The sequence below is a fragment of the Neptunomonas concharum genome (assembly GCF_008630635.1).
GTDB lineage: Bacteria > Pseudomonadota > Gammaproteobacteria > Pseudomonadales > Balneatricaceae > Neptunomonas > Neptunomonas concharum.
The window spans coordinates 674,039-691,815 of record NZ_CP043869.1; the positions used below are offsets into that span (position 1 = coordinate 674,039).

At 46.2% G+C, this 17,777-nt stretch carries 13 protein-coding genes; 12 read left to right on the top strand and 1 reads right to left on the bottom strand.

Features of this window, described 5'->3' with window-relative positions; all coding sequences use genetic code 11:
• The first annotated feature begins 20 nt into the window (after positions 1 to 20).
• Entirely contained in the window at positions 21 to 1,973 is a 1,953-nt protein-coding gene (gene acs / locus F0U83_RS03210; RefSeq protein ID WP_138986496.1) for an acetate--CoA ligase, read from the top strand.
• A 152-nt stretch (positions 1,974 to 2,125) separates the two neighbouring features.
• A complete protein-coding gene (locus tag F0U83_RS03215; protein WP_138986497.1) occupies positions 2,126 to 2,797 on the top strand; it encodes a response regulator transcription factor in 672 nt (223 codons plus the stop codon).
• A 53-nt stretch (positions 2,798 to 2,850) separates the two neighbouring features.
• Here F0U83_RS03215 and F0U83_RS03220 read toward each other — a convergent pair whose 3' ends face one another.
• Positions 2,851 to 6,786: a hybrid sensor histidine kinase/response regulator gene (locus F0U83_RS03220; RefSeq protein ID WP_138986498.1), complete on the bottom strand. Its 3,936-nt coding sequence runs from the start codon at positions 6,784 to 6,786 to the stop codon at positions 2,851 to 2,853.
• A 282-nt stretch (positions 6,787 to 7,068) separates the two neighbouring features.
• On the opposite strand from F0U83_RS03220, the gene F0U83_RS03225 reads away from it, so the two are divergent.
• The 10 genes from F0U83_RS03225 (at position 7,069) to fliJ (ending at position 17,482) form a co-directional block, all read left to right on the top strand.
• On the top strand, positions 7,069 to 7,329 hold the full coding sequence (locus F0U83_RS03225) for a DUF4212 domain-containing protein (protein WP_211343611.1): 261 nt from the start codon (positions 7,069 to 7,071) through the stop codon (positions 7,327 to 7,329).
• 27 nt (positions 7,330 to 7,356) lie between these two features.
• The gene (locus F0U83_RS03230; RefSeq protein WP_138986499.1) at positions 7,357 to 9,171 is read left to right on the top strand and encodes a sodium:solute symporter family protein; all 1,815 of its coding nucleotides are present in this window, start codon (positions 7,357 to 7,359) and stop codon (positions 9,169 to 9,171) included.
• Positions 9,172 to 9,252: 81 nt separating this feature from the next.
• The gene (locus F0U83_RS03235) at positions 9,253 to 11,085 is read left to right on the top strand and encodes a DUF294 nucleotidyltransferase-like domain-containing protein (protein WP_138986500.1); all 1,833 of its coding nucleotides are present in this window, start codon (positions 9,253 to 9,255) and stop codon (positions 11,083 to 11,085) included.
• A gap of 5 nt (positions 11,086 to 11,090) precedes the next feature.
• The gene (locus F0U83_RS03240; RefSeq protein ID WP_138986501.1) at positions 11,091 to 11,717 is read left to right on the top strand and encodes a 3'-5' exonuclease; all 627 of its coding nucleotides are present in this window, start codon (positions 11,091 to 11,093) and stop codon (positions 11,715 to 11,717) included.
• Positions 11,718 to 11,888: 171 nt separating this feature from the next.
• A complete protein-coding gene (gene fliE / locus F0U83_RS03245) occupies positions 11,889 to 12,236 on the top strand; it encodes a flagellar hook-basal body complex protein FliE (protein WP_138986502.1) in 348 nt (115 codons plus the stop codon).
• Between the two features lie 26 nt (positions 12,237 to 12,262).
• Positions 12,263 to 13,930 (top strand): flagellar basal-body MS-ring/collar protein FliF, encoded by a 1,668-nt coding sequence (fliF, locus tag F0U83_RS03250; RefSeq protein WP_138986503.1) that lies wholly within the window; start codon positions 12,263 to 12,265, stop codon positions 13,928 to 13,930.
• The gene (gene fliG / locus F0U83_RS03255; RefSeq protein ID WP_138986504.1) at positions 13,920 to 14,924 is read left to right on the top strand and encodes a flagellar motor switch protein FliG; all 1,005 of its coding nucleotides are present in this window, start codon (positions 13,920 to 13,922) and stop codon (positions 14,922 to 14,924) included. Before fliF ends, fliG begins: the two co-directional genes overlap by 11 nt.
• A gap of 8 nt (positions 14,925 to 14,932) precedes the next feature.
• Positions 14,933 to 15,709, top strand: a complete 777-nt coding sequence (locus F0U83_RS03260) for a flagellar assembly protein FliH (protein WP_138986505.1) — start codon at positions 14,933 to 14,935, stop codon at positions 15,707 to 15,709.
• Between the two features lie 16 nt (positions 15,710 to 15,725).
• Positions 15,726 to 17,042, top strand: coding sequence for a flagellar protein export ATPase FliI (fliI, locus tag F0U83_RS03265; RefSeq protein ID WP_246077648.1), 1,317 nt, complete (start codon positions 15,726 to 15,728; stop codon positions 17,040 to 17,042).
• The gene (gene fliJ, locus F0U83_RS03270; RefSeq protein WP_138986507.1) at positions 17,039 to 17,482 is read left to right on the top strand and encodes a flagellar export protein FliJ; all 444 of its coding nucleotides are present in this window, start codon (positions 17,039 to 17,041) and stop codon (positions 17,480 to 17,482) included. Before fliI ends, fliJ begins: the two co-directional genes overlap by 4 nt.
• Positions 17,483 to 17,777: the final 295 nt, after the last annotated feature.

A 17,777-nucleotide genomic window follows, 5' to 3' on the forward strand; every position in this document is an offset into this window, starting at 1 on the left:
AGCAAGCTAAGGGCATCACCATGAGTGAAAAGGTATATCCAGTCAGACCAGAAGTGGCGGCACAGGCACATATTGACAGTGCAAAATACGAAGCAATGTATGAACAGTCTGTGAACGACCCTGATGCATTCTGGGGTGAGCATGGAAAGCGTATCGATTGGTTCAAACCGTACACGAAAGTTAAAAACACCTCCTTTGATCCACATAATGTTGATATTAGATGGTTCGAAGATGGGACGTTGAATGCTGCTTACAACTGTCTTGACCGCCACTTGGAAACTCGTGGTGATCAGGTTGCAATTATTTGGGAAGGGGATGATCCAAGCGAATCCGAAAATATCACTTACCGAGATTTGCATGAACGTGTCTGCCGTTTTGCTAATGCGTTAAAAGCGGAAGGCGTTGAAAAAGGTGATGTGGTCACGCTTTACCTCCCAATGATCCCTGAAGCGGCGGTAGCCATGTTGGCTTGTGCTCGCATTGGTGCAGTACATTCCATCGTATTTGGCGGCTTCTCACCAGAAGCGTTGGCTGCTCGTATTGAAGGCGCTCAGTCAAAAGTTGTGGTTACATCTAACTACTCTTTGCGTGGTGGTAAAGTTGTACCGCTGAAATCGAATGTTGATATCGCTTTGACTCACGAAGCCGCTGCTGCCCACTGTAAAACCGTGATTGTAGTCAACCGCGTTGAGCAAGATGTCGAGTGGACTGCCGGTCGTGATAAATGGTACGAAGAGATAACGGCGAATGCGTCTGCTGATTGTCCAGCTGAAGAGATGGGTGCTGAAGATCCTCTCTTTATTCTTTACACCTCTGGATCAACAGGCGCACCAAAGGGCCTGAAACATACAACAGGGGGTTACATGGTCTATGCATCCATGACCCATGAGTATGTGTTTGATTATAAAGAAGGTGATATTTACTGGTGTACTGCTGACGTAGGTTGGGTTACCGGCCATAGCTATATCGTCTATGGACCATTGGCAAATGGCGCAACTACGTTGATGTTTGAGGGTGTTCCTAGCTACCCTGATAACAGCCGCTTTGGTCGTGTCATTGAAAAACATAAAGTTAATCAGTTCTATACGGCACCGACTGCTATTCGCGCATTAATGCAGCAGGGTGAAGATGTCTTAGGTGATTCTGACCTATCTACACTGCGCATCTTAGGATCTGTGGGTGAGCCAATTAACCCAGAGGCTTGGGAATGGTATAACCGTATTGTAGGTAAAGAGAAGTGCCCAATCGTTGATACATGGTGGCAGACGGAAACAGGTGGCGTCATGATTGTGCCTTTACCGGGTGCGACAGCAGCTAAGCCTGGTTCTGCTTCTCGTCCATTCTTTGGTGTACAGCCAGCGTTGTTGGATGCCGAAGGGAACGAGTTGTCGGGTGCTACTGACGGAAACTTGGTTATTACGGATTCTTGGCCTTCACAGGCTCGCTCAATTTGGGGTGATCACGATCGCTTCGTGCAGACTTACTTCACCACCTACAAAGGTGTTTACACCACAGGTGATGGCGCGCGACGCGATGAAGATGGTTATTACTGGATTACAGGGCGTGTGGATGATGTTATCAATGTCTCTGGTCACCGTATGGGTACCGCAGAGGTTGAATCAGCATTGGTTGCTCATCCAGCTGTAGCTGAGGCTGCGGTGGTTGGTTATCCCCATGACCTCAAGGGTCAGGGTATTTACGTTTACGTGACGCTTCAGGCAGGTTTTGAGCAGTCGGATGAGCTGATGAAAGAGCTGCGTAATCATGTTCGTAAAGAGATTGGCCCCATCGCATCTCCTGACTTGATTCAATTCTCACCAGGTATGCCAAAGACGCGTTCGGGTAAAATTATGCGTCGAATCTTGCGTAAAATTGCAGAAGATGATTTTAGCGCGCTAGGTGATACATCAACTTTGGCTGATCCAACGGTAGTTGATGACTTGATCGAAAACCGAATGAACCGCAAAGGTTAATGAAATTTAGCTGATAAAGCAGTACATTCGTCTAAAACTCCCCCTTCAGTTGATCTGTAGGGGGAGTTTTGCGTTTAAAGAGGTGGTATTATTCTACGCATTCAAGAATGAAGATCAGTGAAACGGGTGCGACAGCGTCCGGAGGATAAAGCATGCAACTAGCCAGTAAAATCATTATTGCAGATGATCATCCACTCTTTCGTGCGGCTCTAAGACAAGCGGTCACACAAGCTATCGCAGGTGTTGAAATTGTTGAAGCCGATTCACTAGCCGCAGTTCAAGAAGCGGTGGTTCAGCATAGTGATGCTGATCTTGTATTGTTAGACCTTCATATGCCGGGCACCAATGGATTTACTGGACTGATTTTCCTTCGCGGGCAAAACCCTGGTCTACCTGTTGTTGTGGTGTCGGGTAGCGAAGAAGTAAGTGTAATGAAGCGAGCGATGGATTTTGGTGCCTCTGGCTTTATACCTAAGTCGGCTCCATTAGAAACTATCTCTGAAGCGATTGTAGCTGTCCTCGAAGGTGAGGAGTGGTTGCCTCAGGAGATTCATGAGGATCAACCAGAAGATGTAAGCGTTGAAGAACGCAAGTTTGCAGAAGCACTTGCCTCCCTTACGCCGCAGCAGTTCCGTGTTCTTACGATGTTGACCGAAGGGTTGCTGAACAAACAAATTGCTTATGAACTGAATGTGTCTGAAGCGACGATTAAAGCTCATGTAACCGCAATTTTACGTAAGCTTGGTGTTCATAGTCGTACACAGGCAGTTATCGCTGCTCAACGATTGAGCGTAGACCCTGCCAGAACGGATATGGAGTCTTAAAAGGCAAACAGCCTACCTCCAATATTTTGAGAAGCGCCAGTCTGGCGCTTTTTTTATGTATCCTTATGACTACTTGATAGTTTGTTGATCATTGCGCGAAGAGCAGCGGGCTTGATGGGTTTTGTTAGTAGGTGGGCACCAAAGGTGTCAATCTCCTCTTTTACGGCGTCTGTTCTATCTGCTGTAATCACTAACGCGGGAATGGTTTCCTGCCAAAGGCTATATAGGGCTTGAAGTGCCATGATGCCGGTGTCTGTCTCTCCTAGGTGGTAGTCTGCCAGAATAATATCAGGCTTGGCGGTTGTCGTATCTGAGTAGAGTGCTAGCGCTTCATTAATGGAGAGTGCTGTATATGTGTTACAGCCCCAACCTTGTAAAAGGGCTGTCATACCCTCAAGGATTTTAGGCTCGTTGTCGATAATGAGTGCGATGGTGCCATTAAGGGCCTTGCTTCGGATCCAGCCGCGTTGTTCAGGTTTCGCCTGTACTGCTTTTGCAGGGTCGCCTAGCGGCACCTCAACGCTAAATACGGTTCCAGAACCAGGCCAGGACTGAACGTTGAGGGGGTGGTGCAACATGCGTGCTATTCTATCAGTGATGGCCAATCCTAATCCGAGCCCCTTGACTTGGGAGTGTTTGGGGTTGTCTATGCGCTTAAATTCTTCAAAGACCTCGCCGATTTTGCTGTTGGGAATGCCTACACCGGTATCCCAGACTTCGATGCGAAGTTTATCTTTTCTTCGGCGACAGCCGAGCAGTATTTTTCCGCTCTGTGTGTAACGTACAGCATTGGAAAGGAAGTTCTGTAATATTCTTCTCAGTAATTTCTGATCGGAAATAACAGTCTTCTGGCAATTTACGAATCTAAACGTGAGGCCTTTTTCTTGGGTAAGCGCGTGAAATTCGGTGCTTAGGTTGCTAAAGAGGGTATCCAGCGAGAAGTGGCTAATGACGGGCTCTAACGCGCCAGCATCAAGTTTCGAGATGTCTAAAATGGTTGTAATAAGCTCCTCTGCTGCTTTAAGGGAGCCATCAAGGTTATCAACGAGCTGTGTCGTGCTGGGGGAGCTGTGACTTTGTTGAGCCAATGCTGAGGTAAATAACCTTGCTGCATTCAAGGGTTGGAGTAAGTCATGGCTGGCTGCTGCCAGAAAGCGAGTTTTGCCAAAGTTAGCGGCTTCTGCATCACTTTTCGCCTGACGTAGCTCATCTTCCATTAAGGCACGAATGGTGTTTTCTTTACGTAACTCCTTGTTTACCACAGATAGCGCGTGAGTACGTTCTTTCACGCGTTGTTCGAGTGTTTCATTAGTGACCTGAAGCGCGACTTCTGCTTCGCGGCGCTCTGTAATGTCTTGATAGAGCGTGAAGTAGCCGAGAATGTCACCATACTCACCAATATGAGGGATGTAGGTTACTTCGGCAAAACGTTTAGTTTCTTTTTGTGAGGGTAGGTCGGTTTCAAATTTCTGCCGCTTACCCTTCAGTGCTTCTTCGATATAGCCTCGGCGTTTATCGTATTCATCGCCGCTCATTACCTTATAGGCAGGCATGCCAATTAATGCTTGTCGGTCAAAGCCAAAGGCTTCAGCGTAGGCTTTGTTCACGAAGAGATAACGGCGCTCAGTGTCTAAGTAGGCAATGAGTACCGGAACATTGTCCGTATAGATACGGATGTTTTGTTCGCTTTCCCTAAGGGCTTCTTCTACCTGTTTATGCTGAGTAATGTTCATATAGGTGTTGACGTAACCACCGTTGGGCATAGGGTTACCACGCACCTCTAAAACGGTTCCGTCGGGTCGATAACGCTCATAGCTATGAGGGCGGCCTGACTTAATGCTTTCAACACGCTTAGCGACTTGCTCATCTATATTACCCGGACCATATTCTCCCTTTATGGCGTTGTAGCGGAAGATCTCTTCGATTGAGCGGCCGATGCAGATTAATCCATCAGGGTATCCAAACATCTCAATATAGGGACGATTCCAAGCTACGAGGCGTAATTGCTGATCAACAACGCTAATACCTAACCCGATATTCTCTATGGTGGATTGCAACAAGGAACGATTGAATCTCAGTGCTTGAGAGGCTTCATCAACGATAGAAACGACGTCTCCAATTTGCATCTCTTTTCCACGCAAAGTGGATGCTAAGACAATACGTGCAGAGGACGCTCCGATAACGCCTGCCAAAAGACGCTCTGTGAAACTAATAAACTCTGCAGAGGCTTTTTCTCCCGAAAGTGGTGGGTCTTCATTTCTTTGTAAGGCATAGCCTGTGAAAGCATGTTGCGTCCTACTGAGCCCAAGGAAGCGTTCTGTCAGCATTTGTAAATCGCCGACCGTCACAGTGCCAAGCTGGCGTGATGGCTCTGTAAGGTCTTTGTTGTAGACATCAACAAAAGCACTGGCTTGGATTCGATCGACAAGGCGTTGGGAGCTATAGCGCGAGATACCTACGTAAAGGAGGAGGTTAGCGAAAAGACTCCAGAGCGTCCCGTGAGTTAAGGGATCTAGTCCTGAAATGCCAAACAAAGCGGTCGGTGTCAATAACTGATAGTCAAACAGCCCATTCTCAAGAAAGTGTGGGGGTATAATTTGTGCGTCAATAAATGTGGGAATGACCAAAGTGTAAACCCAAAGTATAAGCCCAGCCCAAAGACCCGTCAGAGCGCCTTTTCTTGAGCCACTTTTCCAGAAAATACCTCCGAGTATGGCAGGAAGAAATTGTGCGGCGGCGACGAACGCCAGTAAACCAAAAGAGGAAAGCGGCCCTTGGTCGCCAAAAATACGATAATAGAAATAAGCTAATAGCAATAAAGCAATAATGGTAAGGCGGCGTACTTTGAGTAACAGAGAGCCTAAATTGTGACTCTGGGATAAATTAAGCCGCTTAATGCGGAACAGCAAGGGCATCACGATATCATTACATACCATGGTTGATAGCGTAATGCTGGCGACGATAACCATACTTGTGGCAGCTGATAATCCGCCTATGAAGGCAAACGTTGCTAGCCCTTTGTACCCTGACTCCAGTGGTAACATGAGTACAAAGGTATCGGGGTCAATCTGCTCGCCTTGAAAGAAGACGTTGCCTGCGCTGGAAATAGGCAACACAAAAAGACTGAGTAATGTCATGTAAATAGGGAATAGCCAGCGGGCAACTTTAAGGTTTCGCACGTTGGTGTTTTCAACGATGGTGACATGAAATTGTCGAGGTAGGCATAACACGGCGGCGCAGGCTAAGAGAATCTCTGTCAAGAAACTGCCGCCTAAAAAACTCTCATACTTACTATCGCTTACCAATTGTTCTTGAATATGGAGTAAGGTGTCATAGAAGCCGTCAAACACTTGCCCAGATACAAAGATACCCACAGCGATGAAGGCGGTTAGTTTGATAATGGACTCAAACGCAACGGCTAGTACGAGCCCTTCGTGGTGCTCCGTTGCGTCGATATGACGTGTTCCAAAGAGAATGGCAAAAATAGCCATAAGAATGGCCACAAAAAGTGCCGTATCGCTACCTTTGCTCAATGCTTCTGTGGTGCCTGGTGCCAGAGCGTTGTAGCTGATGGCAACGGCTTTCAACTGCATGGCAATGTACGGGATGGTGCCTAGCACTGCGATAATGGTTACCATCACAGCCAACGCTTGGCTTTTTCCGTACCGGGATGAGATAAAGTCTGAGATAGTTGTTATATTTTGCTGCTTGCTGACAAGAATGATTTTCTCAATAACCCTCCAGCCAAAAATAAATACAAGAATAGGGCCTAAATAGGTAGCAACGAACTCCCAGCCAGAGTATGAAGATCTACCAACGGCACCATAAAATGTCCAAGAAGAGCAGTAAACAGCAAGGGATAGTGAGTAAATAATGGGGTTTGTTGCATAGTATTTGCCCCGTGTCGTTTTGTCTCCATAGTAGGCGATACCAAATAACAGGCCTACATATAATAGGGAGATAAGAATAATGGACCAGCCCGCTAACATGTCGACATACCTTGAAACAATTGCTCGAGAACCTTAAGTGTAACCGAAAATGTGAGTGGGACTCACTACTCCGTTATACCTTTGTATAGCTTGTTGTATGTTAAGGAGTTTTCTTTAAATAGGCTGTAAGTGATACGTGGCGCAGGTTTGCGCTGAAGAATGTAACAATGTTGACAATGTTTACCGACTAAAGTCGGGGATTTGTTTGTCATCACTCTTTGGTAGATTCACTCTGTCTACTTTTTCAATCTAATCCGATAACAAAAAATAAAGGATAGTGCCATGTCAATCAGTAGTGATAGCGCAAAAGCTTATTGGAGCGAAAACTTGCGCATAATTATGACCTACCTTGCCATCTGGTTCGTAGCTTCTTACGGCTGTGGCATCTTGTTTGTTGATCAGCTTAATGCCATCCAGTTGGGTGGATTTCCATTAGGGTTCTGGTTCGGCCAGCAAGGGTCTATCTTCGTCTTCGTTTTGTTGATCTGGGCATACGTGTTTAGTATGAACAAACTCGACGAAAAATATGACGTTCACGAATAATAATAATTTACATAGGACGGCGTTAATATGAGTGTTGATGTATTATCATACATATTTATTGGTGGATCATTCCTCCTATATATAGGTATCGCGGTATGGGCCCGAGCGGGTTCTACCAAAGAGTTCTACGTTGCTGGCGGTGGTGTACACCCGATTGCTAACGGTATGGCAACTGCGGCTGACTGGATGTCAGCAGCATCTTTCATATCCCTTGCAGGATTGATCTCCTTTATCGGCCGTGATGGTTCTGCTTACTTGATGGGCTGGACAGGTGGCTACGTATTGCTTGCGTTGTTGCTTGCACCTTATCTGCGTAAATTTGGTAAGTTCACGGTGCCTGACTTTGTCGGTGACCGCTACGAGTCAAACGTTGCGCGTACTATTGCTGTAGTTTGTACGATTGTTATCTCCTTCACCTACGTAGCAGGTCAAATGCGTGGTGTAGGTATCGTATTCTCTCGTTACTTACATGTTGATATCAACACAGGTGTTGTTATCGGTATGGCAATCGTATTCTTCTACGCTGTATTGGGTGGTATGAAGGGTATTACCTACACTCAGGTAGCTCAGTACTGTGTATTGATTCTGGCGTTTACTGTTCCTGCATTCTTCCTGTCTGCTCAGGTAACAGGCCACATTCTACCTCAGATTGGTTTAGGTGCGACGCTGGAGTCTGGTCAGTCCGTCTTGGCAACATTGGATAAACTATCTATGGATCTAGGCTTTGCGCAATATACGGCAGGCAAAAAGTCCACTATCGATATTTTCTTCCTGACGGTTGCACTGATGTGTGGTACAGCAGGTCTTCCGCACGTAATTGTACGCTTCTTTACCGTACCTCGTGTTAAAGACGCGCGTACTTCTGCTGGCTGGGCGTTGATTTTCATCGCATTGCTTTACACTGCGGTTCCTGGTGTTGCAGGCTTCGGTCGTGTAAACCTGATTCAGACTATCAATGGCCCTGATAACGCAGGTACTGCTTACAGCGAAATTCCATCTTGGTTTAAAAACTGGGAAAATGCAGGTCTTCTGGCGTGGAATGACCGAAACGGCGATGGAAAAATCCAGTACGCTGCCGGTGCTGCATTTGATGGTAAAGGTGGTAAGCCTCAGTTTGATGGGGCTGATACTCGTGGCGAAATGGGACAGCGTTTGGCAGTTAATGCTAAAGCGGGTGCTGAATTCGATTCAGCTAAACAGCCTTTTGCTAATGAAGTTTACGTAGACCGTGACATCATGGTATTGGCTAACCCAGATATTGCTCAATTGCCTAACTGGGTAATCGCTTTGGTGGCTGCAGGTGCAGTTGCAGCGGCACTATCAACAGCTGCTGGCCTATTGTTGGTAATCTCTACTGCAATCTCGCATGACTTGATGAAGAAAACTATCAATCCAAATATCACAGACAAACAAGAGCTTATGTATGCTCGTTTGGCTGCGGTTGTGGCGATCTGTATTGCAGGTTACTTCGGTATCAACCCTCCAGGCTTCGTGGCTCAGGTAGTAGCGTTGGCGTTTGGTATCGCGTGTGCGTCGGTATTCCCAACTATTATGCTGGGTATCTTCTACAAGCGCATGAACACGCAGGGCGCTATTGCAGGTATGCTGGTAGGTCTGATCTCTACTGTTGGCTATATGTGGTACTTCGTATTCGGTGGCGGTAACTCTGCTGATTACTTCATGGGTATCTCGCCAGGTGGTTTCGGTACTGTTGGTATGATTCTGCACTTTGTTGTGGCAATTGTTGTTGCTTCAATGACACCGCCTCCATCTGAAGAGATGCAGCGTATCGTTGAAGATCTACGTATTCCACGTGGTGCTGGTGACGCTCACGCTCACTAATATTTGAGTTAGTTCTCAAAATACCGAGGGCGCATCAGCGAGAGTTGATGTGCCCTTTTTTATGAAATAGAGGAAATTTCTATGCCTTCATCTTTCAATATGGATAACTTGCCATTTAGCCTGCTGAGTGATAGCGAGCAAGCATTGCTTCGTCAAAATCTTGATATTGGCTATTTTCAGAAAGGTGAGGTCGTAATGGCGGCCGGATCTGTTCCTGAAGGTGTGTATGTTGTCTTGAAAGGACGAGTTTCGGAGAGTGAAGCACCTGACGGTGAAGATGATGGTCAGGAGCATATATTTGTTCACTATGAGAATGAGGATTACTTTGGTGCTTGGTCGGCAATTAAAGGCAGGGCTATTCATAACTTTACCGCAGAAGAGGAAACGATTTGCCATATCATTCCTACTAAGACGGTGTTGGATCTAGTTTCTACTAACTCCTTGTTTGCTGATTATTTTCAACAAAATTTAACGGCAAAGACTGAGATTCTTGAGCAGCACGGTGAATCTCAGGACATGGCTGAGTTTATGTTAGCCAGAGTGAGTGAGGGTGTAATCAGGGAGCCTCTGATTGTTCTAGAAGAAACCTCAATCAAAGAAGCCACTGTTCTGATGCGCGAGAAAAAAGTGGACTGTGTGCTGGTTCGAAAAGGGACTCGATACGGAATGGTAACGGGTACGGACCTGTTAAATGCAGTGGTGATGAATGAATTACCGATATCGACATCGGTGGCTGATATAGCCACGTATCGCTTAATAAGTATCAACCCAGACGAGTATCTGTTCAACGCTCTAATTACCATGACACAGCAGCACATCGAACGAGTGGTTGTAATGGAGGGCGCAGAGCTGGTCGGTATAGTTGATTTAACTGATGTATTGAGCTTTTTCTCAAGTCACTCGCATGTCATTGGTTTGCGTATTGAGCGTGCAAAAACAGTCGAAGATTTGCATGTGGCTGCTCAAGGGTTGAATGATTTAATTCGCTCATTGGTATCTCATGGGGTTAAGACACGCTTTGCGATGGATCTGTTAGCTGCGATGAATGGCCGTGTGATGGCTAAGCTGTTTGATTTAATGGTTCCTGTGGATATGCAGCCTCACGTTTGCCTGATTGTTATGGGCTCGGAGGGGCGTGGTGAGCAGGTCATGAAAACGGATCAGGATAATGCAATTATTTATCGTGACGGGCTTGTTTGGCCTCAAATGCAAGACGTGATGAACCGCTTTAGTGAAGAGTTAATGAAATTTGGGTACCCGCCTTGTCCGGGTAATATCATGGTTTCAAACCCAGAATGGGTGAACTCACTGGGTGATTGGACTCAGAAGATGGGAGACTGGTCTTCGAGTTGGAAAGAGTCTGATCAAATGAATTTGGCGATCGCTGTTGATGCAAAACCCGTTGCTGGTAATCCTGCTTTATTTAAAGCGGCGAGGAACTGGTTTTTTAAGTATTTGAAAAACAATGATGTTTTCTTCTCTCATTTTGCCAAGGTGGCGCTGGAGTTTGATACACCTCTGACTTTTTTTGGAAACTTAAAGGAAAAAGGGCAATTGGATGTCAAAAAAGGCGGTATCTTCCCTATTGTTCACGGTGTTAGAACAATGGCATTAGAGCAGCGTATTTTAGCGACAAATACCTTTAAGCGTTTAGAGGCCCTGGCAGAAGCCGGCATTATGAAAGAAAAGCATGCGAAGGATTTATCGGAAGCCTTAGGTTTGTTTATTCAGTTGCGGCTGCGCCAGCAAATCAAAAGGGCGGAAGAGCAAGAAGCGGGTGTTGACCTAACGCCTAATACCCTTGATCTCCAGTCTATGAATAAAATGGAACGTGATCTGTTGAGGGATGCATTTCATATAGTGAAAGGGTTTAAAAAGCATTTAGAGTTGCGTTATCACTTAGGGAGTCGTTAAATTTTATGATTATCCCCAGAACAATAAGAAGAATGAAAGAAAAAATGGAGCATAGGACAGGTCCCTATGCTCATCTCTTTGAACCATATGAGGGTGATGAGGTTGTTTCCTTAGATTGTGAGACAACCGGGCTGGATGTGAAAACGGCTGATATCGTTTCTATTGGTGCAGTTAAAGTTAAAGGGAGAAAGGTACTCACTAGCGACCGTCTTGATATTAAGTTGAGGCCGCCTAAAAGTCTCACGGGGGATTCTATTAAAATCCATAAAATAAGAGCAGCTGATCTTATTGATGGTATTGAGCTGGATGATGCTCTTGAGCAGGTATTGGCGTTTGTAGGGAATAGGCCAATCCTTGGTTATTACGTGAACTATGATATCAGGATGCTGGATAAGTTTATTCGCCCCAAGTTTGGCTTTGGGTTGCCTTGTAAGGCGATTGAGCTATCTCATGTCTATCACGATATAATTAAGTGGCGCTCGGTTGGCGGTAACGTTGACCTTCGGTTTGATACTATATCTAAAAAGCTAGATATCCCGATGCTTGAGCGACATACAGCTCTGGGGGATGCCATTACAGTTGCCTTAATGTATGTTCGCTTGAAATACGGCGACCCTCCAGATGTAGCTTAATATAAATGTTTAAATTTAGAAAAGCGAGCTTGGCTCGCTTTTTGCATTTATGAGTATACTAAAACGTATTTTCTTTAGAAACGTCACATTTATGGCGCCAGTAGGGTTGATGCGGCTTGTTAAAGTGCTTTTATTGAATATAATGTCAATAAATTGTCGTAGAGGTGGGTTGTGATTGAGAGGGCTGATATCAATAGTGTCTTGATGCAGATGCGTGCTATGAAAGCAGATGCACAACAAGGTGTTCAGGCTGTCAAAATTCCGACGCAGCTGGATTCTGTAAAAGGAATAGATAATGAAGGCTTTGGGTCTTTATTGAAAAATGCGGTTGATAAAGTCAATAGTACCCAGATGGAGTCTAGTCGAATGGCGACTGCTTATGAGCAGGGCGATCCTCGAATAGAGCTAAGCCAAGTAATGATTCAGATGCAGAAGGCATCCGTTTCTTTTCAGGCGATGACACAAGTGCGCAACCGTCTAGTGACGGCTTATGAAGATGTTATGAAAATGCCAATTTGATGGCTTTATATAAGATATAAACACGTATGGATAATAATGCAGCAGCGCTACAATCTGGTGGGCTAATGTCAGGCTTTAATAAGCTGACTATTCTCCGCCAATTGGGTCTGATGGTGGGCTTGGCTGCAAGTATTGCCATTGGTTTTGCTGTGGTGCTGTGGTCGCGTGCCCCAGATTATCGTGTTTTGTTTTCCAATCTTGAGTTTGTCGATGCTAATCAGGTTATCGAGCAGCTAAAGCTATACAGCATCCCTTATAAGTTTGAGGGTGACGGTAGGGCAATCCTTGTACCGGATGAATATGTGCATCAGGCGCGTCTTAAGCTTGCTGCAGAAGGCTTCTCTGTTGATAAGACGGTAGGCTTTGAGCTATTGGATAAAGATCAGAGTTTAGGTGTAAGCCAGTTTATGGAAAATGCTCGCTATCGTCGAGGGCTTGAAGGGGAGCTTTCTCGAACGATAGCGAGCATGGTGGCAGTCAGGAATGCTAGGGTTCACTTAGCCATTCCTAAAGATACGGTATTTGTGCGGGATCAACGAAAAACCAGTGCTTCCGTCTTCTTAGAGTTATTTGCAGGTCGGAAATTAGAGCGGGAGCATGTGGCTGCGATTGCGAATTTAGTAGCTTCTTCAATTCCGTCTTTAGATGTTAAAGATGTGACGGTAGTTGATCAGCGTGGGCAATTGTTGAGTGCGCGGGATGAAGACGAAGATGTAGTCTTAGCGTCGAAGCAGTTCGAATATGCGAGAAAAGTGGAAGAAACGCTGCTAAATCGGGTTAACAGCATACTCCTGCCGGTAGTAGGGACGGGGCGTTTTCGGGCAGAAGTTTCTGCTGAAGTTGATTTTACAGCAGTAGAGCAAACAGATGAACTTTATAATCCTGATCTCCCCTCTCTCAGGAGCGAGCAAACGGTTGATGAAAGTCGTGTTGGTGTAGGTAGTGCGCAAGGTATTCCAGGCGCACTCTCTAATCAACCCCCAGGCCCGGCTACGGTGCCTGAAGTAGCAAATGGCTCAAACGCAGCGGCAACTAACGGTGTTGTACCAGGTAGTAGCCGCAAACAGGCGACCAGAAATTTTGAGTTAGATCGCTCTATTTCCTATACAAAACACCAGAGTGGGCGTGTCGAGCGGTTAAGTGTAGCTGTTGTGGTGGATGATTTGATTTCTATCAACAGTGAAACAGGAGAAGCGGTTAAAACGCCTTGGTCAGAAAGTGAGTTGGAGCGTCTCAGGATCTTGGTGCAGGACGCTGTTGGTTACGTTGCTGTAAGGGGAGATAGTGTTAATGTCATTAACTCTCCTTTTGTTCCGGAGCAGGAATTTGTCGAAGAAGAAATGCCTATTTGGGAGCAGCCTTGGTTGCAAGACCTGATTAAGCAAGTAGGTGCTGTGCTATTAGTCTTGCTCTTAGGGTTTGGGTTGCTGCGAATTCTAAAGGGGCTGGCGGCACCTGCGCTTCCTGCAGTGGCAGCTGGCGGCGCAGGAGATGTTTCGGCCGAGCTTGATGGTCTAGATGGTACTGACGTTTCAGATGATCGGGTAACCTTTGGTGGTCGAGAGGATTCCTTGTTACCGACACCTAATGAAAGCTTTGAATACCAACTAAATGCCGTACGAAGCATGATTGCAGAAGATCCAGCACGTGTTGCGCAGGCGGTAAAACAGTGGATTAACACCGATGAGCGATGATCAAGAGCTGAGGGACATAGAGAAGGCAGCTATCTTGCTCATAAGCTTAGGAGAGGATGACGCGGCCGAGGTGCTCAAGCATCTGGGCCCTAAGCAAGTACAGCTGATTGGTGAAGCCATGACTCAGTTGGACAACGTTCCTCAATCCCGTGTTGAAGGTGTTGTCTCTGACTTTATGCATTTAGTCAGCGATCAAACGGGTATTGGAATCAATAATGATCGTTATATCAGGGCAATGCTTAATCAGGCGTTAGGGGAAGAAAAGGCTAAAACCTTACTTGATCGTATTCTTATGAGTACGAATACCTCTGGGCTTGATACGATGCGCTGGATGGAGCCTAGACAGATCGCCGAAACGATTCGCTTCGAACACCCTCAAATACAGGCAGTGGTTGTTTCATATTTAGACCCTGATCAAGCTGCCAGTGTATTGGCCTTTTTTGATGACAAAGTGCGTTTGGATATTATCATGCGTGTAGCTGCTTTAGATCGTATTCAGCCGCAAGCACTACAAGAGTTGAATGATATGCTAGAAGGCCAGTTCAGCGGCTCACGCAGCGGGCAATCTCGGACGTTGGGCGGTGTGAAGCAGGCATCAGATATTATGAACTTTATCGATAGCACGATTGAGGCCGAGTTGATGGAAGGTATTCGAGAAGTCGACGAAGGGCTGGCCGTACAAATTCAGGATCTTATGTTTGTCTTTGATAACCTCATTGATGTGGATGATCGAGGCGTACAGGTGATTTTGCGAGAAATATCAACTGATGTACTGATTTTGGCATTGAAGGGTGCGGAGACCGCGCTTCAGGAGAAAATTTTTAGGAATATGTCAAAACGTGCGGCTGAGTTGCTTCGTGATGATTTGGAAGCGAAGGGGCCAGTGCGTGTCAGTGAAGTGGAAGAAGCCCAGAAAGAGATTCTTGCTGTTGCTCGTCGCCTTGCAGATGATGGTGAAATTATGCTCGGTGGCAGCGGCGATGACATGATTTAGGTGTACCTATGAAACCCTTTGAAAAGGTACCTGTTAGGATTAAAGCTGCCGATATTACAAGCGCCACGCAAAGCTGGTTGTTGCCAGAAGTTGGAAGCAGTCATGTGATTGGTATTCACGCTAAAAAAGGCGAGCCTGAACCAGATGTTATCGTACAGGAAGAGGAAATTGTTGCTGAAAAAGTTACCTTGGCTGAGCTAGAGTCCATTCGTGAAAGCGCATTTGAAGAAGGATTTGAAAGCGGTAAGCAGGAAGGTTACGAGTTTGGTCAAAAAGAGGGAGAGGCGCGCGGATATCAAGCGGGTTTAGAGCGAGGAGAGCAGGAAGTCAAAGTGCTCACAGAAAAACTGTCCTCTATGTTAGCCTCTTTGGAATCACCCTTGTGGAAAAGGAATGAAGCATGTGCTGAGTGGGTTTCTACTTTGGCAATCAATATCGCAGAATCTGTGCTGCGCACAGAAGCCGTTTACCAAAAAGAAGTGATTCTTGAATCGGTAAAAGCCTCGCTCTCTCAATTGCCTGATCCAGAGGCTGAAATTCGCGTGCGTATACATCCCGATGATCAGTTGGCTGTTGCTTCTCTATCTGAGCTACCTGATAGTCGAATTCGGTTTGTGATAGACCCCTCGGTTACGTTGGGGGGGTGTTTTGTTGAGTCTCAAAATACGCGTATAGATGATTCCATTGAGCGCCGTTTTTCTGATGTGGTGGCGAAAGTGAATCAGCGCCTTGCTGAGCATCTTAGAGTTTCTAACTCTACATCCAGTGATACCCATGAAGGATGAGGATCTAAAGCGTGCAATGGAGGCACTGCAAGCCCCTCTTAGTTCGCCTCAACCTATGTTGCAAGGGCGTATTACCCGTTTGATTGGCCTTACTATTGAAGCAGTTGGTCTGAATGTGGCTATTGGCGATAACTGTCTTATTATGAGGCCCAGTGCTGGAATTGAGGCTGAAGTGGTTGGCTTCTCGGGGGACCGTATCTATCTGATGCCTCTTCAACCAGTTGATGGCTTAGCACCGGGTGCCAAGGTGATCGCTTTAAATGCGGATCGGGATGTTCCGGTTGGTTTTGAACTTCTTGGGCGTGTGCTCAATGGAGTTGGCGAGCCATTGGACGGTAAGGGGGCTTTAAAGTGTGAGCAATCTGTTTCTATGGCGGGAGAGGTGATTAATCCGCTTGAACGTTATCCTATCAACGAAACACTAGATGTTGGAATTAAAGCGATTAATGCGCTGCTGACTGTAGGTAAAGGCCAGCGTTTGGGCTTATTTGCGGGTAGTGGTGTGGGAAAATCAGTACTGTTGGGGATGATGACTCGAGCGACAGAGGCTGATATCACCGTTGTAGGCCTGATTGGGGAGAGGGGGCGAGAGGTTAAAGAGTTTGTTGAGCATAACCTAGGGCCTGAAGGATTAGCGCGTTCTGTCGTTGTGGCCTCGCCGGCAGATGACTCTCCATTAATGCGGCTAAGAGCGTCACAATTAACCACTCGAATTGCAGAATACTTTCGTTCTCAGGGTAAAAGTGTGCTCCTGCTAATGGACTCGCTCACCCGTTATGCACAAGCTCAGCGTGAAATTGCTTTGGCAATAGGGGAGCCTCCCGCAACTAAAGGCTACCCGCCGTCAGTGTTTGCAAAACTTCCTAAATTGGTTGAACGCGCAGGTAATGATGCAACGGGGCAAGGGTCTATCACGGCTTTTTATACTGTGTTGACGGAAGGTGACGATCAGCAAGACCCTGTAGCTGATGCAGCGCGTGCGATTTTAGATGGGCACGTAGTATTGTCGCGTCAACTTGCTGAGCAGGGGCATTATCCTGCAATTGATGTTGAGGCATCAATCAGTCGAGCGATGCCATCTATTGTTACTTCTGAGCATATGGCGTTGGCAATGCGCTTTAAGCAGCTATACTCAAAATATCAGCAAAATGCGGACTTGATTGCTGTCGGAGCTTATGTGCGTGGTAGTGACCCCGATACCGATTTTGCTATAGAGCGCGTACCAACAATGCGTCAATTCCTAAGACAGGGGCTAAATGAAGCAATGAATGTCAATGATAGCTTACGTATGATGTCGATATCTCTACAGCCTGCAGAGCCTGTACGGGCATGAAAAAACGCTCCTCTCGGCTTCAGGTTGTTCTCAATTTGGCTGAGCAGCGCAAAGCACAAGCTGAGCAGTTTTTGGGTGAGCAAGTAAAGCGTGTTGAGACTGATAAAGTACAGCTAGCACAGTTGCAGGACTATTTGGCTGAATACCAGCAGGCTTATCGAGAGGCGGTCAATAGAGGGCTTGATATAGGGCAGCTGCAAAATTATCAGGCATTTATGGCGAAAATTTCTGATGCCATTGAGAAACATCGTAAGTCGATGCAGCACAACCTTGTTCAACTAGAGCAGATAAAGAAATACTGGGCTCAAATGCACGGTAAGCACCAAGCTGTTGATAACTTGGTTTCAAAAGTGGTTGCGCAAGAGAAACAGGTAGAAGATAAGCAGTTACAAAAATTGCTAGATGAGCGTTCTCAGCTTCGTCCTTCCGCTTTTATTTAAGATGGCCTTGATTTTGCTTTAACTCCACCATCGATAAGTTCATGGGTGGTATTATGAGTAATTCAGTCGCTCCAAGTCTATCACTATTACCAATGTCTGGCGGTGCAGTGTCGCAAAGCTTTAATAGCCAATTGCTAGCGGCTAATACGGCTGTAGTGCCTACAACGCAGGCTTTTGGTGACTATTTGTCAGGTGCATACTCTCAAGCACGTTGGGCAGAAAGTAATACAAACCCAGAGCAGGACTCGAGTCGTCAAGATTTGCCGCCGAGCGGAAGTGTTTTGCCTTCAGCGGC